The sequence below is a fragment of the Bradyrhizobium sp. UFLA05-109 genome, assembly GCF_054185165.1.
Genome location: NZ_JBBIAR010000115.1, coordinates 1 through 18751, shown reverse-complemented (window position 1 = coordinate 18751; position 18751 = coordinate 1). Strand labels below are relative to the sequence as shown.

The 18751-nt window shown below is 59.0% G+C and carries 20 protein-coding genes and 1 pseudogene; 9 read left to right on the top strand and 12 right to left on the bottom strand.

The genetic code is table 11. The features are described from left to right. The first annotated feature begins 238 nt into the window (after positions 1-238). Both Q3C01_RS43195 and Q3C01_RS43190 read left to right on the top strand, forming a co-directional pair. Positions 239-448 (top strand): hypothetical protein, encoded by a 210-nt coding sequence (locus Q3C01_RS43195; protein ID WP_254111337.1) that lies wholly within the window; start codon positions 239-241, stop codon positions 446-448. 681 nt (positions 449-1129) lie between these two features. After that, positions 1130-1681 carry an adenylate/guanylate cyclase domain-containing protein gene (locus Q3C01_RS43190; RefSeq protein ID WP_458151418.1) on the top strand — a complete coding sequence of 184 codons (552 nt, stop codon included), beginning with the start codon at positions 1130-1132 and terminating at the stop codon, positions 1679-1681. Here Q3C01_RS43190 and Q3C01_RS43185 read toward each other — a convergent pair. Then, a complete protein-coding gene (locus Q3C01_RS43185) occupies positions 1660-2175 on the bottom strand; it encodes a hypothetical protein (RefSeq protein WP_458151417.1) in 516 nt (171 codons plus the stop codon). The two genes, Q3C01_RS43190 and Q3C01_RS43185, sit on opposite strands and share 22 nt — an antisense overlap. Before the next feature lie 855 nt (positions 2176-3030). On the opposite strand from Q3C01_RS43185, the gene Q3C01_RS43180 reads away from it, so the two are divergent. Beyond that, positions 3031-3210, top strand: a complete 180-nt coding sequence (locus tag Q3C01_RS43180; RefSeq protein WP_458151416.1) for a hypothetical protein — start codon at positions 3031-3033, stop codon at positions 3208-3210. Between the two features lie 794 nt (positions 3211-4004). On the opposite strand, the gene Q3C01_RS43175 is transcribed toward Q3C01_RS43180, so the two are convergent. Then, on the bottom strand, positions 4005-4139 hold the full coding sequence (locus Q3C01_RS43175; protein WP_458151415.1) for a hypothetical protein: 135 nt from the start codon (positions 4137-4139) through the stop codon (positions 4005-4007). A 544-nt stretch (positions 4140-4683) separates the two neighbouring features. Between Q3C01_RS43175 and Q3C01_RS43170 the strand changes: the two are divergent. The 3 genes and pseudogenes from Q3C01_RS43170 to Q3C01_RS43160 all read left to right on the top strand — a co-directional run bounded on the left by Q3C01_RS43170 (position 4684) and on the right by Q3C01_RS43160 (position 5634). Then, positions 4684-4946 (top strand): annotated as a pseudogene (locus Q3C01_RS43170) (hypothetical protein). Then, positions 4939-5235 (top strand): hypothetical protein, encoded by a 297-nt coding sequence (locus tag Q3C01_RS43165; protein WP_458151414.1) that lies wholly within the window; start codon positions 4939-4941, stop codon positions 5233-5235. The pseudogene Q3C01_RS43170 and the gene Q3C01_RS43165 overlap by 8 nt, the downstream one beginning before the upstream one ends. A 120-nt stretch (positions 5236-5355) precedes the next feature. Next, positions 5356-5634 (top strand): DUF1488 family protein, encoded by a 279-nt coding sequence (locus tag Q3C01_RS43160; protein WP_458151413.1) that lies wholly within the window; start codon positions 5356-5358, stop codon positions 5632-5634. Positions 5635-5879: 245 nt separating this feature from the next. Here the strand turns inward: Q3C01_RS43160 and rpsU are convergent, their stop codons facing one another. From rpsU to Q3C01_RS43140, 4 genes are all read right to left on the bottom strand, one after another. Continuing rightward, positions 5880-6155 (bottom strand): 30S ribosomal protein S21, encoded by a 276-nt coding sequence (gene rpsU, locus Q3C01_RS43155; RefSeq protein WP_458151412.1) that lies wholly within the window; start codon positions 6153-6155, stop codon positions 5880-5882. A gap of 301 nt (positions 6156-6456) precedes the next feature. Further along, complete coding sequence (locus Q3C01_RS43150) at positions 6457-6696, bottom strand: hypothetical protein (RefSeq protein ID WP_458151411.1); 240 nt, start codon at positions 6694-6696, stop codon at positions 6457-6459. A 163-nt stretch (positions 6697-6859) separates the two neighbouring features. Further along, on the bottom strand, positions 6860-7351 hold the full coding sequence (locus Q3C01_RS43145; RefSeq protein ID WP_458151410.1) for a hypothetical protein: 492 nt from the start codon (positions 7349-7351) through the stop codon (positions 6860-6862). Positions 7352-9818: 2467 nt separating this feature from the next. After that, positions 9819-9956 (bottom strand): hypothetical protein, encoded by a 138-nt coding sequence (locus Q3C01_RS43140; RefSeq protein ID WP_458151409.1) that lies wholly within the window; start codon positions 9954-9956, stop codon positions 9819-9821. A gap of 106 nt (positions 9957-10062) precedes the next feature. Between Q3C01_RS43140 and Q3C01_RS43135 the strand changes: the two genes are divergently transcribed. Both Q3C01_RS43135 and Q3C01_RS43130 read left to right on the top strand, forming a co-directional pair. After that, on the top strand, positions 10063-10455 hold the full coding sequence (locus Q3C01_RS43135) for an SDR family NAD(P)-dependent oxidoreductase (protein ID WP_458151408.1): 393 nt from the start codon (positions 10063-10065) through the stop codon (positions 10453-10455). Further along, positions 10452-10673, top strand: a complete 222-nt coding sequence (locus tag Q3C01_RS43130) for a hypothetical protein (RefSeq protein ID WP_458151407.1) — start codon at positions 10452-10454, stop codon at positions 10671-10673. Before Q3C01_RS43135 ends, Q3C01_RS43130 begins: the two co-directional genes overlap by 4 nt. 520 nt (positions 10674-11193) lie before the next feature. Here Q3C01_RS43130 and Q3C01_RS43125 read toward each other — a convergent pair. The 6 genes from Q3C01_RS43125 to Q3C01_RS43100 form a co-directional block, all read right to left on the bottom strand. Continuing rightward, positions 11194-11499 carry a hypothetical protein gene (locus Q3C01_RS43125; protein ID WP_458151406.1) on the bottom strand — a complete coding sequence of 102 codons (306 nt, stop codon included), beginning with the start codon at positions 11497-11499 and terminating at the stop codon, positions 11194-11196. A 377-nt stretch (positions 11500-11876) separates the two neighbouring features. Next, a complete protein-coding gene (locus Q3C01_RS43120) occupies positions 11877-13682 on the bottom strand; it encodes an ABC transporter ATP-binding protein (protein WP_458151405.1) in 1806 nt (601 codons plus the stop codon). 3 nt (positions 13683-13685) lie between these two features. Then, positions 13686-14594: an ABC transporter permease gene (locus Q3C01_RS43115; protein ID WP_458151419.1), complete on the bottom strand. Its 909-nt coding sequence runs from the start codon at positions 14592-14594 to the stop codon at positions 13686-13688. A 41-nt stretch (positions 14595-14635) separates the two neighbouring features. Beyond that, positions 14636-15613 (bottom strand): ABC transporter permease, encoded by a 978-nt coding sequence (locus tag Q3C01_RS43110; protein WP_458151404.1) that lies wholly within the window; start codon positions 15611-15613, stop codon positions 14636-14638. Positions 15614-15724: 111 nt separating this feature from the next. Beyond that, positions 15725-16684: a nucleoside hydrolase gene (locus Q3C01_RS43105; protein WP_458151403.1), complete on the bottom strand. Its 960-nt coding sequence runs from the start codon at positions 16682-16684 to the stop codon at positions 15725-15727. A 98-nt stretch (positions 16685-16782) separates the two neighbouring features. Next, positions 16783-18333: an ABC transporter substrate-binding protein gene (locus Q3C01_RS43100; protein ID WP_458151402.1), complete on the bottom strand. Its 1551-nt coding sequence runs from the start codon at positions 18331-18333 to the stop codon at positions 16783-16785. A gap of 136 nt (positions 18334-18469) precedes the next feature. On the opposite strand from Q3C01_RS43100, the gene Q3C01_RS43095 reads away from it, so the two are divergent. Further along, the coding region (locus tag Q3C01_RS43095) for a LysR family transcriptional regulator (RefSeq protein ID WP_458151401.1) at positions 18470-18751 on the top strand (282 nt) is incomplete at its 3' end.

The window sequence follows — 18751 nt, the reverse complement described above, 5'->3', positions numbered from 1 at the left end:
GCTACCAGCAAAGCCCGCCGTGCGAAGGGGTCAAAATTGGACGCCGATGAGGGGTCAAATTTGAACGCCGATTGACAATCGGTTTTGGTTCAGGTTTGGCCGGCGCAGGATACGGCCTTTGAGAAGAACGAAATTGTACTTGATAAGAGGGGCAAAGAGTTCTTGATTGCACGTGAAGTTCCAGTGAGCCCAAGCAATACTGGGTCGACCGGAATAATCCTCTTCAAGGAGCGTCCCGATGCCTGACGTAAGGGAAAAGCAACGCGAAGCCCGCCGGAAGATCATTCGCCAATGGGCGAAGCTTCCGAAGGATAAACGGCAGTCTATGGAGGGGATTTCTGAATTCGCCAGGACCGCCGCTCAGCAGAACGAGAACGCATTCGTCCGCAGTCATCGCGATCCGTATCAGAAGATCATGGGATGGCTATTGCCGCGTGCTCATCTCTGAACGACTGAGTCCTTTGCACATCCTTCGAGGGCGACACCGGGTTCTTCAGCTTGACCCCATGTGGCGAACGGCCCGCGCGATTTAGGGAGCAAACCACGCACCTTGTCGCAAACCACATTGAGCGGGATTTTGTGAATCCGATCAGGCGACGCCCGGTGCTCGTTAAGGCCGCACGGCCGTCAAGGTCCGCTTCGCGCCGAAGGCGACCAAAGACTGAGTCGCCGCGAAATGACGCGATGGGCCAATTGGCGACATCGTCTTGAACGTGGCCCAATCCCATTTGGCTTCCCAGGGCATTTGAGGTCTTCAAGACGGTCGCCACTTTTCGCCGAACCGGCGCGATGCTCGGATGCGACAAAAGCGGGCGTGTTGCCGCTATCAGTCTTTGGTGTTCTACTTGTGTACTCAAACGCAGATCGTCCCTAGTTGTCCCGATCTCTGCCTACCGGAAAGGGAGGACGTGTTCTGGTAGGTTCGTGAGGGGCAACGGACAGATGTTGGAGGACGGATCGTGGAGCGGAGGCTTGCAGCAATTCCGGCGGCGGATGTGGCCGGCTACAGCCGTCTCATAAGCGTGGACGAGGAAGGCACCCTCATTCAATTGAAGGAGCATCGGCGAGCGCTAGTCGATCCGAAGATCGAAGAACATCGGGCCGTATCGTCAAGACAACCGAAGACGGAATGTTGGTCGAGTTCGCGTCCGTAGTTGACTCGGTACGATGTGCCGTTGAACTGCAGCGCGGCATGAGCGAGCGAAACGCTAGTGTTAGTGTCGATAAGCGGATCGAATTTAGTGTTGGCATAAACCTCGGCGGCATCATCATCGTTGATGACGATATTTACGGCGATGGCGTGAATATCGCCGCGCGGCTTGAGGGAATAGAACCAGGCGGAATTTGCATTTCGCGCCAAGCGCACGATCACCTGCTCGAAAAACTTGCATTTACCTGCGAGAAGATAGGGCTTCGGAACCTCAAGAACATCGCCAAGCCCGTCGAAGTCTATTCGGTGAACTTCAATTCCGTCAGGATGATGCAGGAAATCAAATATTGCCGAGCATCAGATGGCGTGCGCCTTGCCTATGCAACCGTGGGACAGGGTCCACACTTAGTGAAAGCGGCGAATTGGATGAACCGCCTTGAATACGACTGGGAGAGCCCGATCTGGCATCATTTGCTCGAAGGATTGGCGAGGGATCACACGCTAGTTCGTCAGGCGCCTTGGCGGCCGTAGGGGAAGCAGCGGTCGCGATTGAGTGTGAGACCGAAATGTGCTCCCAGCGCAGCGATGGCCGCGCTTTGCTCAGGATAAGGATCGGCATTGGATGCAGCAACGATGATGATCCGGAACCCCCCGCGATCATTGCCACCCGGCGGTAGCATCGCTGTAGTCAGTGCATTGCCCTCCCTGTCGCGCAACGTGAGGAAAAGCGGCATCTCTCGCTGCACATGGGCCTCGAGGCCGATGTCGCGCTCGATCGCATTGGGTCGCTCCGGACGCCAGGACTGGACTGCCTTCTCCCGCTCCCGGCGGAAATATTTCTCGACTGTGTGGCTCATCAGGTGTGACTCATGCGTCGCTTCACCTTCCGTCTCAATACGGAACCAGGTCTTTCCGTTCGGCGCGTCGCAAACATACTGCATTTCGCCCATCCTGCGATCGCCGTCAATTTTAGGGCGGCGGGCCTGCAAAGCCAATATGAGATTCGCTCCCGTATAACGCTGCACGTTCGTATAATCGGAAGTTCAGCTGCTAATCGCGCGACTATTGCCTGAGAGGCGATGGTAGAACTCCGATCTGATGAGCCAAACGCAACCGGGACTGTCGTTCCTGCGCATCCATCGGACTTCCGCTATACGCCGTTAGCGACCAAGGCCGCGCGGCGCTATGTCACGAAGGGCGACTTTCGGACTCATGCATCGCAGCAACGGGAGAGACCTATTTGGTCACCTCGTTGGCGGCGCGGCCGAGCAGCGTCAGCGACACGCGGTTGCGAAGCACCTTCGCGGCTTTGAGTTCGACGGCGAGTCTCCTAACGACACTCAAGTCCGAATATAATCGAAGAACATGTTGCCTCTCCGGGCCGGACGACGAGGGACGAGTCGAGTGGTTCGACCGCAGACAAGATCGTGAACACGAGCTTGCTGATGCCGTTGCCGAAAAAGTGTGTCTCGGCATATGTGTCTTGGAGACCACAGCCGCCACCAAACTGATTAGCCGCGGCAGCATTTTGCTGGACTTTTCGCCACAAGCAAAGACCATCCAGCGCATCCTCAACCGTGGATGCATTGCATCACGGCATGGTCCACGCTAGAGCGGCCGTAACTTTTGGAGGTAGACACATGTCATATGCCTATAAGCTCAACCAAGATGTTCGCCACCAGCCCCAACGTCCACAAGGACGTGCCGCAACTGATTCACCAATGATTTACACCATCGTTCAACTTATGCCCATCGAGGCAGATGGACGTCTTAGATACCGCATCAGGAGCAAGTCGGAGAATATCGAGCGGGTCGTTACGGAAGATCAGCTTTCGTATTCTCAGTGATCTAGCGCGCTTGATGACGGTAGGAGTCTAGTCGTGCTGAATGATCGAGAAAATATCCTGAGTGTGCTCCGCGACAAGCCGCTCAAAGTGCGCGAGGTCATGAAACGCGCCAATGTCGTGAATGAAGAAGCTTGCCAAGACCTCCTATTGAAAATGCGAGGCGAAGGCTTGGTGAAATTCGATATCCACACAGGGCGATGGATCATCGGATGATTTGCGAAATTGCGGCGACGGTCTAGCGTTGATCCCAGGAGACGCGCTGGGTTCTTGGGAACACGCTCAGACTTGAAGGATGGAGCGTCTCGCAGCAGCCGATCGATCTTGAGCGGTTGCCTAAAGGTTTTTTGCGATAGCGCCGAGTGGGCCGCTATGTCGCCTTAGGGGCAAAAAGACGACATCGCGAGGAGGGCAGCTCTCGGCGCGAAGCGGACCTCGCCATCGGTAATGCCAAGTTATCGAATGTCATGCCGAGCAAAAATCCGCCGCGGGGCCCTCAATGCGGGCTAGACTGATCTCCGTGGGGCATCCGGAGGTGAGGCTGCTCGATCAAATGGAAGGACGAATAGAGCCGAGCTCTGAGCGCCCCAGCGGCAACGCGTTGGAAGACAAGGCGGAGCCATTTGAAGGATGCCGTTCGTTCTCTAGTCATCTAGAGCAAACGGCGCGTGTGGCGGTATTGGTTCCTGCCGGACTCTTCCATATCCATAAGCTGCACCGCTTCGAAGCTCGCCCGCAGAAGGAGATATGGCGAATGCGACCGACCTTCAATTGGTTCGGGTGACCACCGATGATCTGGAGCACCAGCTTTGGGTTGCGGCCCCTCGGGAGGAAGCAGTTACTCAGGTGTTGAATGCTATTTCGGAAGGGTGGACCGCAGCCTAACGCTCAACCGCCAAGGCCGAAAGCAAATTAGAGATACCGACAAAACTTCGCCGCGTCGGCACCCCAGAACCTTTGCCGATCGGATGTCCGTTGAGGGGTCTTGGCTGCGTTGGAAAGCCCCGTGCCTATTTCTTCTTTGGTGGCCCGATATTCGGCTGCCAGGTGACCTCCTTGCGGCTCGGCGCCGCGGCGATGACCTTGGCTTTCTCCTTCTTCGGCTTTTTGGCTTCGCGATTGCTGCGTTGCTGTCCCTTTGCCATGTCGCTTGTCTCCTGTGGGGGGCGAGTTCGTCCAGTTTGCTCGATTGCACCACCCGCCCGCGCTGCGTGCAGACTTTCACGTCCATGGAGCCTTCGCGCAGCAGCTTTCGCGCAAAGCGCAGCGCGACGGAGATTGGCGCGGCCGTACTCCTGGGTTCCACTAACCAGATAGGGCACGCGCGTTGTGCTAGCCATTGAGGATGGCGCCACATACAACGAGAGGCAGAAGAAAAAGCGGAACGATCACTGGCGGCACGACCCATTCCGAGATGCCAAAACGCGACATCGAACGCTCCTGCGAAGCTTTTGGCGGGAGCACACGTGACCCTCGGTCACCGGTCGATGCCGTTAGAGACGCGGCGATAGCGGCAAGCCTACGCCTGCGTCATACCAATAGCGAGCGTTAAAGCGCCTCGTTTACGAGGGTCGCGCTGCGGCATCGTCGCGAGCCGGTGCGGTCAGGATAGTGCTGGCTATTGCCGCACCAAGGGCGCATGGTCATCATAGCTGGCGTCGGGAGGCCCATTTGCAAAGGCAGGCGTGCATGACCATCCGCTCGCGGCGAGGAACCATGAAGTTTCAGGCATTCGTTCCCGCGGCAGCGAACGGCTTTTGCCCGCAGGCGCCTATGAGGTCGTCACCGATGAGGAGAAGATCGAGGGCCTGTCCTTCGCGGCCCGGCGCCGCGTTGCCACCATGATCACCGTACCCCGCGAAGGTGTGCGCGGCTCAGCGGAGCGGCTGTCGATCGGATCCGTCAACCTAGCGGATGCCCAACGCATGGATGCGAGTGTCGCTAATGACTGACCGCACCGTCGATCTTGACAAGCATCGCGGGATGGCCGCGCAGAAGGCGACCGACCTGCGCCGCGCGTTGGCCGAGGTCGAGACCCATGTCAGGGAGCTGCGCGAACGCAAGGCCGATCTCGAAAACCGCATGATGACGGTGCCCGCCGCGTCCTGGCCGGAGGCTGCGGTGAAGGCTCGCCATCTGCTGAACCTCTATGCTGCAAGCCTGCCCGCCGAGGACACGCGCCACCGCGCGCTGGTGGCGGCGCTGTTCGACGATTTCGACCGACTCGGTGGGGAGGGCTGAGGCGATTGACGGGCGTCCTCGTTGACGCCCTCGTCCTCATCAAGCGCCATGCTCGGGCGAGTGGGATGCGGACGGCCGACCGTAGGCGATAGTTTGAGGGCGCACGTAAAGGAGTAAGCCATGACATTGACCAGCGGCCGCTTTATCGCCCACGAATACGACCGGATGATCGTCCGGTTCTCGATGCATGACGGTGCCAGGGAGATTCCTTGCGCGATCTCGACCTCTGCGATGGACTCTCTCGAGCGCGGCCCGCAGGCTAGGCCCGAGCAGCGGGAAGCCCAATTCAACCGCCTGCGCGACCGCATCGAAGCATGCGCGGCGAGCAAATATCGCGCGACGGAGTTCGAGGGTACGCCGCCAGGCATCGTATTACGAGGCATCGATTTCAGGCCATAGAGAAGACAGCAACCGGCCGGCTAGATACATAGCCGGCCGGGACCCGGTCGTCGTCCCTGTCCCATGATCCTAGCTAACGGCGCTGCCGTTCGTCGCGATCCAACTTCTGGCCGCCCTGACCGAGCGTGTTCTGATTCCTGATTTGCGTCCTTTTTCGCTGCGTCACAAGTGACGCACCATCATGGCGTTAGATCCGAGAACATAATGTTCCTCGACGTGCGGCATTCTCCTGAGCAAGGGACTCTCTACTCTGCCCCTGCTTTGATCTCCGGCAAAGGCGGCTTGCGCTCAAAAGGCTTCTTTTTCGGCGGCGCGGGCAGCAATCCTTCTCGGATCGCCTGCTTCCGAGCGAGCTTGCGGGCCCTGCGAACAGCTTCAGATTTCTCGCGGACCTTTTTTTCCGACGGCTTCTCATAGGAGCGCCGCTGCTTCATTTCCCGGAAGACGCCTTCCCGTTGCATCTTCTTCTTAAGAACACGGAGTGCCTGCTCGACATTGTTGTCTCGGACAAGTACCTGCAATTAATCCTCCTCGATGGGGCTGCGAATTGCGACACATCCTGCATGGCAGCCAATTGCGCAGGAGCTTCATTGCGTTTTCGAGGATGGTGACGTTGACATTCATCGCCGGCTTCGAACAAACCGACCTAATTGTCACTACGCTGTGGTCGTATCACCAGTGACCACTGTCATACCGCCCTGTCAATCGATAAAGCCCTGCTCGCACGTCGTATGCGCTCGTCCTCCCGAATGACCAGCATCCGGTACCCATTGTGCTTCGCCTCATGATGGTGCCAACTTCAAACGGCCGCCGATCGGCGCGTCAAGCGCGGCCGATCTCAACAACCTCGCTGAGCTTGTTTTCGGCGTCGTAGATCTTGACCTGAAGCCGAGGGAATCGGCTTTTCAGCTCTGTGCCAGCTTCCAGGGCGCTCGGTTTCGCGGTGAAGGTCGCCTTGACATGGCCGTCGACGATTAAGGCATAACCGGTCTTCAGGGGCTCAATCGATGCCTTGGTGGAGCGGGCAGACGCTGGGCCAGCCGTCCTGCGCCTCTCGCGCATGGGAAAACTCCGGTTGTCGGGGACTGCTGATCAACTGCCCGCGGTCCCCAAGGTTCCCCTCACCAGATGCGCGCCAATGCACAGACGGAGCACACCCGCGGTCCTCGAATGCAATGGTCCGCCTGAAGGCTGCCGGCTTGGACGGCTGCGAGGCCGAGTTGGGTTAGCCTCCAACGCCAGGCCTCGCTTGATCTTGAGATCGACCTAACTCACCTAGTTGAATGCTCGGCAAGCTCGGTTGAGGCATCAATTCCCAATGCAGGCCGAAGAGATGCGAGCGAAAGCCAGAGATCGCCTCTGTTCTCTTAGCGAGGTCTTTTTGGGCGGCGAGCAGCTCCTGGAATTTTCTTCTCTCCGGGGATGGCATTTTCAACAAATATTGCAGAAAGGCTGGGATAATTTCCCCTTCGGCCGAGCGCCTTTGCAGTTCGGCGGCGATGTCTGTCGTTACAACGCGCGACCAGCCTTCGGTGGAGTTGAAACAGACGATGCGCAGGGGAGGGTGATACCGGCCCTCCAAGAGGTCGCAGATCAGTGTTTCGCGGTAATCCTCGCCGTTGCACCAGGTGCGCCCTCCCCAAGTCCCTGAGGCGTCCAGCACGATGTAGGTGTCTTCGTCTAAATCTTTCGGCACGATGGATGGCGAGCGAGGCATACCAAGCACTCCCGTCCCGGAAGTGGAAGGCTGTGACGATTAACGCCGCCGAAGCGGCTTATGCCACGGGCTGGCTTGCAAATCCGGGTTACTTCAGTCGGGTTTCCGGCAAAGTGGTTTCACAAATCGCCCGAGGAATGCGCAAATTATCGATTCCTAAGAGGTCGGGATCGCTGCGAGCCACTGCTCGTCGTGGGCGTGGAAAAGGAGGCCACCAACTGAAGCTGATTCACCGCTCGGTCTCGCTTGGCGCGCAAATGTTCCGATCGCTCTGCGCCACATGGCGCTGCGCCTCGGCAAGGTGCTTCCGGATTAGCCATAGATCCATGCGATAAGGATACCCGAAGGGGAGCTACCGCCATTGACCTACGTCAACGGGGACCCCCAGCGCTCATGCTAGGTTTACTGGTCGGATGGCGGGCTTACGGACTGTCATCCGGTATCTTGGAAGTGCAAATACTTAAGCCCTCGTGCCCCGCCTTCGGACGAATTTTCAAAGTACGTTGGGCATGGATACTTTAACCCACCGTTCTTCCCATTGACTCGGAGGCGGGTCTTTTTCTGGTTGGCGATTGAAAGTCAGGCGGATATGTCCTTCAGGAGCTAGGCAAGTGCCGCTCTTGAGCTGCACTCAGCGGACCCATTCGGTCTTGATCTCTATTCGGAAAACCGGTGCTTCTTCTCGGCTCCTGATTGCTAGCTTCCATGTCCCGCCGGGAGCCTTTCAACGTTCGACATTTGACGGGTCCCGCGCAAACCGCAACCGGTCGTCTCGTGCCGTTGGTGGCTGCTCATTCGTGCGATATGGTCGGGCTGATCGCCATTCAGCGGTGCAGAGAATCCCGCGATCGCATTCGTCCGCAAGCCTAAGCAGCAGGTCCGCGGTGGTCTTGTCGCTAGAGACGAGTGCTAGTCTGCGATATCGGATCGCGCGGGCTTTGCTCATGGCATCTCACATCTCAATGCTACCGAATAGCTCGCTTTCCTTTCCTAGATCGAAGCGAGGCCGCCGGACCACCCACGGCGTGCCTTCCTTCGGTGGATGCAAATCGCCTTGAAGCCAGCGGCCAAGAGACTTGGACCGCATAGGATCTTCGTAGGCGGCACGGATCGTAAGTACGTCATTGCAGAGAGCGCACTGAAACCTGTGTAAGTCCACGCCTGGGCGCTCTGCTTCGATGCTGACGAGCATCATCGAAGCCTTGCACCTCGGACAGACGGGGCGCGGGAATTTGATCGGAGGAATGGCAGGCGAGGGGCGTTGAGGTTTCCCTACGCATAGGCGGGAGCGCAACACTCGCAGTCACCGGCAAATGCCAGGATGCGGAACGGTGATAGCCCAAATATGCGCCGCAGCGACGTCAAAAGCGAGTTAATTCGCGCCGCAGCAATAGTCACATCGGGAGCGGAACCCGGTTGGCGACAACATGCTCGCCGGCTGAGGCGGTGAACGACAAGGGCCCGCTGGTTCACGCAGGCAGGCCTAAGTTGCTTTTGAAGTGATTTCGCGAACCTCGCCAGGCTGGAGGTGCAACACCTCTATCTCCTGAGCTTCCAGCCTGTTGCTCAGCAAGGCTGCTGTCCACCCTTCTGGGATGGCGTCGAGGACCCGGCTAACCGCTTCGTCGCGGCGCGTCGCGGCAACCCAAACTTGGTGTTTGCGCTCATCGGTTGTGATTCGAACGCGCTTTCCTCTTGCTCCGGTGGGCGCCGCTCGAAGATTGGACGGCCCAAGAACGTGTCAGGCAACGGCAACTTCAGAAGCTGGGCAGATCTGGCCAGCGCCTGGCGGGTTCCGGGATCTGTAAGCGCACTGAATTTGACGGCGAGATACTCCAAGCGATCAATTTCGCGAGGATCCATCATGGTGGCCTCCGGATGCGAGGGCACGCCTCAAAATATATCACCTCCAAAGCCACGCAATCTCAACCTTGATTGGATGTCGAACTTGATGGTGGACTGGCAGCCGTTCCGCGGCCATGGGGCGGGTGTCCTGGAAATTCAAAGCCACCGCGTGAAGGTCTCACGGGGAGGTGTCGCGATTGGCACAAGTTATCGGATCGACGCTTTGTTCCTGCGGATAGCGAGTGTTAATCAAGAGAGCATGCCAGCAACCTTTAGGTCCCTCAATAGTTTGCAGATGATCACCGCTCGGCCCGTGGCATTTATCGGTGTTGAGAACGCCGCTTGCGCTCCCGCCCAATCCAAACGGGGAGCAGCGCCATGATGCACCGGCGATCTTTCGAGCAATCATCGGCACTTGAAGACCGACTAGAGGAAGAGGCAGCTAACTTGCGCAGGCAAGCTGAGGGCATGCCTCCTTGCGTTCGTCGAGAGGAGCTTCTGCGAAAGGCGCGCCAAGCCGACAACGCTGCGCACGTGAGTGGGTGGTTGCGTGCCGCAAGCTCACGGACTCCAAAGTAAGGCCATGGCTATGTTGGAAGACGGCTTGCATCGGAAGGGATGGTCAGTGCTGTTTGATGCTGATCGTGTCCTCGTTTTTTGCCCGAACTGTCAGGCCTGGCCGATGGCGGCGCACTTCATCAGGACAAGGTGGGTAGCCCAGACTCACGAAATTGATTTCCGGTGCCAGCGCTGCGGCCATGAAGAAGCTCACGCGATCGATAGCAACGGCGGCATCAGAGCGACTGTGAGGCGGCGACGCCGCTGCTTTGAGCGTTGAGTAGTCTCGATCGGATGGTGACCGGACGGTGTGCAGATTCTCGGCGGACAAACGCGGCGATCTCTTGGATCTGACTCCAGAAAGCTTGGATCGTTGTCACGCACTCAACTTGAGGGGCACCTTCTTCTTAACGCAGGCAGTTGCAAGGCAGATGCTTTCGACCCGACCTGCGCAAAGCGCGCGTAGCATTGTAACAATTGGCTCGGTCAACGCCGAGATCGTAGGAGAGAATCGCGGCGATTACTGCCTAACGAAGGCGGCGCTCGCCATGATGAACAAGCTTTTTGCGAGCCGTCTCGCAGAAGCTAACATCTCTTGCTACGAGATCCGCCCCGGGATCATTGAGACCCACATGACCGCGCCCGCGCGACCTCGCTACGAAGAACTCCCTCGTAACTTGCAGACGCGCAGGTCAAAATGAGCGATCTGTTGCAATATCAGAACGACACTCGTCTCGACATCATGCGCGAGATTCACTGTTGCGATGGCCATGTCCGGCGAGGTCGATGCGCGATTGAGCAGCGGCAGCACGCTGAGCACCAGCAACAGCAGCAATGCCGGCGACAGCGTCAGCCAGCGCCAGAGCCGCTCGTCGAGGCCGCGCGCGAAATCGGCTCTAAGCGAAATTTCGCCAGGTGAAGCTGTCGGGCCTCTCGCATAGACGACGGGAGGAAGCCGAGGCGCTCTAGCACAAGCCGCACTTCCTCAATGCCATCGAAGCGAAGGAAAGCTGTTCTTGCGGCGGGGCGCGCAACGATATCGCAACGAATTGGGTGAAATGACCGTGAACAAAACGGGACGGAAACAGAGGCCGCGGTGAGAAAAATCAACAATTTAGAAGATGTTCACTACGTTCGCAGGGGTCGCAGGTTCGAATCCTGCCACTCCGACCATTTCTTCCAAAAGTTGACGTTTTGCAGAGGCTTGGGCCGAAAGATCGGCCCGCCCTGCAAGACCTTCTTGCACGGATTTTGAAGGCCGGTCCACGGCGGATTTGAATCGGCAGGGCGGGCTGTCCGGATGGCATGGCTCTCGCCTGCATTTGCTTCATCAGGCGCGCTTCGCGCATCACGCTTTCTCCGGTCGTGCTTCTCCAAAACGCATGCGGCGCGGTCGAGATCGGCCGCGCCGCTGTAACTTGCCCTAAAGAGCAGAGGCGTCAGTAGTCATCCGGCGCGTAGGCCGGCGCGCCCCAGCCGGGCTCGGCGTATCCATAACCATAACCCGGGCCCCAATAACCGTAGGCGTTGGTGTGGTGCCAGCTTCCAGGGTACCGGCACTGGCCGACCCCGGCCATCAACTGGCCGCCGCTCAGCGCCGGTCCGGCCGCGCCGACGGCGTTTTCACTCGATGGGGTACACCAGCCCGGACCGCGTCCCGCGGCGAGGCTGGGGCTTGCAGTCGCGAGCGGCAAAATCGTGGCCATCAGTGCGGCCGCGCTCACAAGTTTCATACGTGTCGTCATGGTTGTCTCCATGTCTCGGTTTGACAGGGGACCAATCCCTGCCGCTAGCAGCCGTTCCTCAACGAACGGTCGCGATTTCGCGAGCAATAGGGGTTTCGTCGGGTTTCGCGGAACACCGTGATCCCGTTTACATGAGTGCTATTCAGCGAGCGCGCGCCGGCAGCGCCATCAATCTGGCGAGCGCGGTGCGCAGTGTCATCTCGCCATAGCCTTGTAGCCGGACCGACTCCTCGGGGACGGATGTCATGTTTGCCCGTTAGCCACCCGCTTCGGTTCGAAACCCGTTTGCCAGCAATGTCTGCCCAGGCTGCGGCATCTCCCCGAGCGAATGAAGTCGACATGATCGATCCGAAGGTGACGATCATCGCGTCCGTCCCTCACACGATCTGGAAGAAATGGCCGTCCTCGACCTCTTCATAGACGCGCTTAGGCGGCGCGTAATTGGCTGCGCGGAAGGGGCTCTTGATCTCGTCGCTGGAGAGCCGACGCGTCTGTCGCCGCGACGGATCGGCGATCGGGACAGCCGCCATCAGGCGCTTGGTATAATCATGCTGCGGGTTCTCGAAAACCGCCTTGCGAGGCCCGATTTCGACGATCTCGCCGAGATACATCACGGCAACCCTGTGGCTGATCCGTTCTACGACGGCCATGTCGTGGCTGATGAAAAGGTAGCCGAGGCCGTATTTCTCCTGCAGGTCCAGCATCAGGTTGATCACCTGCGCCTTCACCGAAACGTCGAGTGCCGAAACGGACTCGTCCGCGATCAGCAGCTTGGGTTCGAGGGCGAGCGCGCGAGCGATGCAGACGCGTTGGCGTTGTCCGCCAGAAAACTCGTGCGGAAAACGGTCACCCATGGACGCCAATAGGCCGACGCGTTCAAGAAGGTCGCCGACGCGTTGCTTGGCTTCCCTGGCGTTTGCCAGGCCGTGCGTTATCATCGGCTCGGCAATCGCGTGACCGACGCGGATGCGCGGATTGAGGCTCTCGAAGGGGTCCTGGAAAATCATCTGGGCTTCGCGACGAATGCTGGCGAGGTCGCCCTTACCGGCCTTGAGGACATCCTTGCCGTCGATCCGGATTTCGCCGGAGAGCGCGGGAGTCAGGCGAATGATCGATCGGCCGGTCGTCGACTTGCCGCAACCGGATTCACCAACTAACGAGAGGGTTTCGCCTTGCCGTAGCTCGAGCGAGACGCCTTCGACCGCGTGGATGCGACCGATGGTTTTGCGCAGGAAGCCGCGTTTCACCGGAAAGCGTGTGATGAGGTTGTCCACCTTGAGGATCGGTGGTTTGTCCTGTCTAACCGTGTCCTCCGTTGGCTTGACCGGCTGGATCTCGCCAGTCGCCATATCAACCTGAGGGAAACGTAACGGCCGGGCTTGGCCGGTCATCGAGCCGAGTTGTGGCACGGCTGACAGAAGCGCACGGGTGTAGGGATGCTTGGCGCCCGCGAAGAGATTGTGGGTCGTGTCCGTCTCGACCTGCTCTCCGCGATACATGACTACGGTACGATCGGAGATCTCAGCAACCACGCCCATGTCGTGTGTAATGAAGAGGACTGAGAGGCCTTCTTCCTCCTGGAGCGTTTTAATAAGCTCCAGAATCTGCGCCTGGATGGTCACGTCGAGCGCCGTGGTCGGCTCGTCGGCGATCAGCAGCTTCGGGGCGCAGGCAAGCGCGATTGCGATCACCACGCGCTGGCGCATACCCCCCGAAAAGTTCATCGGATATTCGTTGAGGCGGGACTTCGCCGAGGCAATGCGCACTTTTTCGAGCAGGCGAACGGCCTCGGCCTCAGCCCGGGACTGCGACATTCCGCGATGCTGCACCAGAACCTCGGTGATCTGCGTGCCGATCTTCAGCACCGGGTTGAGCGAGGTCATCGGCTCCTGGAAGATCATGCCGATCCGGTTGCCGCGGATTGTCTGCATGTCGGCGAGGGGCAGGGAGAGCAGATCTTGTCCTTCGAAGTCGATCCTGCCCGCAATTCTCGAATAGTCCTGCGACAACAGGCGCATGATGGACATCGCCATGACGCTCTTGCCGGACCCGGATTCACCGACGACGGCGACCGTCTCGCTGGGGCCGATATCAAAACTGATGTCGCGCACGACATTGCGCCATTCGCCGCCGATGCGGAAGGCGGTATTGAGATTGGAAATCGAAAGGACCGGTTTCGTCACGGCTCAGCCTTCCCGCCGAGGATTGAGGATATCGCGCAGCGCGTCGCCGATCAGATTGATCCCGACGATCAGCAGCAGAAGCGCAAGGCCCGGAAAGAAGCTGATCCAGTAGTCACCCGAGAGCAGGTATTCGAAGCCGTTGGAGATCAGGAGCCCGAGCGACGGTTCGGTGACCGGCAAGCCGATGCCGAGGAAGGAAAGCGTCGCTTCCAGCATGATCGCGTATGCGACACGCATGGTGGCGACGACGATCAAGGGTGGCAGGCAGTTCGGCAGGATGTGGCGGAAGAGGATGCTCCGGTCCGGGAGAGCCATGGAGCGCGCCGCGTCCACATAAGCGCGCTTGCGTTCCACCAATGCCGAACCGCGGACAGTCCGGGCATAGTAGGCCCATTGGGTCACGACCAGCGCCAGGATGATCTTGTCGACGCCCTGTCCGAGGATGGCGAGGAAGATCAGTGCAATGAGAATGGCCGGGAAGCTAAGCTGAATATCGACGATGCGCATCAGGAAAGAATCGAGGCGACCGCCGACATAGGCGCTGAGGAGGCCGAGCGAGGCGCCAATGACCAGCGCGATGGCGGCGCTTGATATCCCGACTAGCAGGCTCGTGCGAAGACCGTAGAGGATGGCGCTCAAGAGGTCTCGCCCCTGATCGTCCGTGCCGATCAGATAATGAATGCCATTCACGCTTTGCGATCCGGGCGGCAGACGACCGTCGAGAATGTCGAGTTGCGACAGGTCGTAAGGGTTCTGCGGTGCGATGAAGGGCGCGAATATTGCGGCAACAGTGAAGATTGCTACGATGACGAGACCTGCCAGCGCGGGCTTCTCTTGTAGAAGTGCGGAAATCGTCTGGCGGAACGGTGAGCGTGAGGCGGCCCCGCCGACGCCACCCTGGCCGGCATGCACCGAGCCTGCGTTTGGGCTATCCTTGCTCAATGCGAGTTTGCTCAATGCGAGTTTCCTTCAAGACGAACGCGGGGATCGACGATCGAATAGAGGATGTCGACGAGTAGATTGATGATGCTGAACATCACGACCGTGATCATCACGTAGGCGAGGATGACAGGACGGTCGAGCACGCCGATCGCGTCGATAATAAGTTTGCCCATGCCGGGCCAGGCGAAGATCGTCTCGGTGACGACGGCGAATGCGATCAGCGAGCCGAGTTCGAGACCGATCACGGTAATCAGCGGAATCAGCGTATTCCTCAAGACGTGAACGGTGACGATCCGTCTTTCCGGAAGTCCCTTCGCACGGGCAAACCGTACGAAATCGAGCTGCATCGTCTCCATCACGCCGGCCCGGGTGAGGCGGATGACCAGCGATATCTTGAAGAGCGCCAGGTTGAAAGCGGGCAATAGCAGGTGGGACAGGCCGTTGAGTGTGAAAAGGCTGAGAGGCACACCGAAGACCGGCACCGTGTCGCCACGCCCAGAAGCCGGCAGCCAACCTAGATGTACGCTGAACAGCATGATCATCACGAGGCCGATCCAGAAGGTTGGCAGACTGAAACCGAGGATCGAGAAGGTCATGATTGACTTCGAGATCAGACCCTTGGGCTTTAGACCAGCATAGGTGCCGAGCGGAATGCCAATGATCAGCGCTATGACCAACGCGACGAAGGCAAGCTCCAGGGTCGCCGGCATGCGCTTGAGGATAAGCGTCAGCGCAGGTTGGTTGAACACGAAGGAATTACCAAGATCTCCCGACAATGCGCGTGTGAGGAAGAGCCAGTATTGCTCCCATACCGACTTATCGAGCCCAAAGGATTGGATGACCTGAAGGCGCTCCGCCGGCGTTGCGGTGGGACTCAACAGCATGTCGACCGGGTTGCCGATGAGGTAGAGGCCGGCAAAGACCAAGACAGACATGACGAGCAGCGTGAGCACGGTTTGGATCGACCGGTCTAACAGGTACCCGCTCATGAATCGCAACCTCCCTGCGTTACTCGGACGATTCCGGTGATGCGAGAGCCATTAGGATGGGTGCTGCATCGTCCACGCCCAGATTCGGATCGATGAGGAGCCTGCGGCTGCTCATGCAACGGTCTTTTCAGCGTAGCGAGATAGCCGATCGAGAATGAAGGCGATTGCGCCCTCGGCGTCGACCCTGGTGACGATATCGGCGTTCGGCTCCAGGCCGCTCTTACCGTACCAGTCGGCAATCGTCTGTCCCATGCAGAGCTGGCTCTCGTATTCCACGAAGACGCGGGCCTTTTGCGTCTCGAACAGATGCGGCGCCAGAATGTAGGCCATGACTAGCGGATCATGCAGCGGGCCCCCGCGTGAGCCATAACGGCGCACGTCGTTGCGATCCCAGAAAGCCATCATCTCGGCGAGTGTTTTCGAAATTCGGCCGCTGACGCGGGAGAATTCGGCGACATGCTCCGGTTTCAATATGACCTGGTGCGTTGCATCGAGCGGGAGCGCAGCGATCGGGATGCCGCTCGAAAAGACCACATGCGCCGCATGTGGGTCGGCAAGCACGTTGAATTCAGAAGTCATCGTGCGATTACCGGGTTCACGATAGGCGCCACCCATCATCACGATGCGCTCGATGCCGTCGGCAATCTGCGGCTTCATACGCAGAGCGACGGCGAGGTTGGTCGTTGGCCCGAGGCAGCAGATGGTGATGCGCTCACCCCTGTCCGCAGCGCTGGTCAGGGCCTCGATCAGGAAATCGACCGCGGACATGTGCTCAGCTTTCTTGACCGGATCCGGCCAAGTGGTGTTGCCAAGTCCGGTCTTGCCATGGAATTCGCCGTGAATCGGATCGCGCAGCATCGGCCGAAAACAGCCGGCATAAACCGGAATATCGGTGCGCCCACCGAGCTCGCAGACCAGCAACGCGTTGCGAACCGTTCGCTCCAGTGGCTGGTTGCCACAGACGGGCGTGATGCCGACGATCTCGAGTTCTGGTGACACGAACGCGGTCAGCAGCGCAATCGTGTCGTCAATACCGGGATCGCAGTCAATGATGATCGAGATCGGTTTCATTCTGGGATGCCTTCAATGTGTGGGATGCGAAAAGATCAAAGCGCACGACATCGCGAAGCACGCAGCCACGGAAAGATACTGGATCATCTTTTGCCCGGTCAGTTCGAAGTCACGTAGTAAGGAAGCGTGTAGCCGTCCGACCGGCCAGGGTATGACAGGTCCTTGTTTAGCGCCCAGGTGTTGGCCAGATAGAAGACCGGTATGACGCCAAGGTCACCCATGGCGATCTCGGTCGCCTTGCGAAGAAGTTCCTCGCGCTTGGTGTCGTCGAGTGTCGAGCGAGCAGCGTTCAACGCCTTGTCGAACTCTGGATTGGAATAGCGTCCGCGGTTGCCTTGTCCCGCCCTTTCGCCGAAGGTTTCCAGGATTGGGCCGAGCACGCCCGAGGCTTCGCCGGTCTCGACCGCAGCACCGCCCATGATGAAGCTGAATTCCAGATTGGAAGCGCGAGTGAAATAGACGCTACCTGGCAAGGTCGCGACCGCGGTCTTGATGCCAACGCGACTGAAGAACTGGCCAATGGCCTGTGCGATCCTGGAATCGTTCGGATAGCGGTCGTTGGAGGCGTGAAAGGTCAGCGAGAACCCATTCGGATAGCCGGCCTTAGCAAGAAGCTCCCTCGCCTTATTCGGATCATAGGGATCGACCTTGATGGAAGGATCATAGCCGAAATATCCCTCAGGGACCAACTGACCGGCGGGTACGCCTTGTCCGTCCATGATGCGATCGACGAGTGCCGGTCGGTTGATCGAAAGCGAAAGCGCGCGTCGTACCTCCGGTTTCAGGAGCGGGTTCTTGCCGTCCTGTCCCTTGGCAAATGGCGATTCCTCGCGCGCCTGGTCCATGTGTAGGTAGATGATCCGGTTGCCGGCAATACTCACGACCTTGAGCCGGTCTGAGGCCTGTAGCTTCCGCGTGTCCGCGGTCGGGATGCTTTCGATCATGTCGACATCGCCGGAGAGCATCACGGCGACACGGGCGTTGCTGTTCTTGAACACCTTGAAGGTGACCTTGTCCCAGGCCGCCTTTTCGCCCCAATACGCGTCGTTGCGGGCCAGCACGACATTATCGTCCGGCACCCAGGAGACGAACTTGAAGGGGCCAGTGCCAATCACGCGCTTGCCGGAGTTCATCTCTTCCGTCGTGGCGTTCTCCATCTCGGCCGGCAGGATTGCAATACGGCTGAGGTTGTTGAGCAGCAGCGGCGTCGGGCCGGCGGTCTTGATGCGAACCGTCAGCGGATCGACCGCGGTGACCTCAGTGATCGCCTTGACATAGGGGGCAAAGGAACTCGGGCTGTTCTTCGCAGCGAGCGGCACGCGCTTGATGCTGGCAACGACATCGTCTGCAGTGAAGTCGCTCCCGTCGTGAAACTTGACGTTCGGTCGTAGCTTGAACTCCCAGGTCGTTTCGTCGATCGTCTTCCACGAAACTGCCAGCGCGGGCTGGATCTGCTGCTTTGCGTCCTGGTTGACGAGACCATCGAAGATGTTGCGCGCCATGGCGCTGTTCGGGCCGACGACATAGAACTGCGGATCCATGGACGTGGTCGATGCCGCCAGTCCGACGGTCAGGTTCTTCGCATGGGTCGCGAATGGTGTCGCAAAGACTGACGCAGCCATTGCGGCTGCGATTGTAAGGAATTTCACAATGGAGCTCCTCCGGGGTTTCCGAAATCCGCGCACTCCCCAATGAATTTTGATCTGTCATTAAGGGGTCCAGCGAGAAAAGAAAAATTGCATTCTGTGACCAGCCCATGCCTTAATGTTATGGGTGGACATGCAGATGCGATTGAAGCCGCGGCAGGTTGAAGCGTTCAGAACCGTGATGATGACGGGCGGCATAACGGCTGCGGCCGACGCGATGAACGTCACGCAGCCCGCTGTGAGCCGCCTCATCCGCGATCTGGAGGAAATCGTCGAGATCACGCTATTCGAGCGGGTGGCAAGCCGCCTCGTGCCGACCGCCGAGGGGACGCGGCTCTTCCGCGAGGTCGAGCGGCTGTATCTCGGCCTCGACCAGATCGCCCAGGCGGCTGAGGATATCCGCCGTCACAAGAACACCGTT

Bases quoted from the DNA above. Each gene is read 5' to 3' on its own strand.
- Q3C01_RS43190 (WP_458151418.1), top strand. From the start codon at position 1,130: ATGTTGGTCGAGTTCGCGTCCGTAGTTGACTCGGTACGATGTGCCGTT.
- Q3C01_RS43160 (WP_458151413.1), top strand. From the start codon at position 5,356: ATGACATTGACCAGCGGCCGCTTTATCGCCCACGAATACGACCGGATG.
- Q3C01_RS43150 (WP_458151411.1), bottom strand. From the start codon at position 6,696: ATGCGCGAGAGGCGCAGGACGGCTGGCCCAGCGTCTGCCCGCTCCACC.
- Q3C01_RS43195 (WP_254111337.1), top strand. From the start codon at position 239: ATGCCTGACGTAAGGGAAAAGCAACGCGAAGCCCGCCGGAAGATCATT.
- Q3C01_RS43175 (WP_458151415.1), bottom strand. From the start codon at position 4,139: ATGGCAAAGGGACAGCAACGCAGCAATCGCGAAGCCAAAAAGCCGAAG.
- Q3C01_RS43130 (WP_458151407.1), top strand. From the start codon at position 10,452: ATGAGCGATCTGTTGCAATATCAGAACGACACTCGTCTCGACATCATG.
- Q3C01_RS43125 (WP_458151406.1), bottom strand. From the start codon at position 11,499: ATGACGACACGTATGAAACTTGTGAGCGCGGCCGCACTGATGGCCACG.
- Q3C01_RS43110 (WP_458151404.1), bottom strand. From the start codon at position 15,613: ATGAGCGGGTACCTGTTAGACCGGTCGATCCAAACCGTGCTCACGCTG.
- Q3C01_RS43105 (WP_458151403.1), bottom strand. From the start codon at position 16,684: ATGAAACCGATCTCGATCATCATTGACTGCGATCCCGGTATTGACGAC.
- Q3C01_RS43165 (WP_458151414.1), top strand. From the start codon at position 4,939: ATGACTGACCGCACCGTCGATCTTGACAAGCATCGCGGGATGGCCGCG.
- Q3C01_RS43145 (WP_458151410.1), bottom strand. From the start codon at position 7,351: ATGCCTCGCTCGCCATCCATCGTGCCGAAAGATTTAGACGAAGACACC.
- Q3C01_RS43140 (WP_458151409.1), bottom strand. From the start codon at position 9,956: ATGGCCGCAGCGCTGGCACCGGAAATCAATTTCGTGAGTCTGGGCTAC.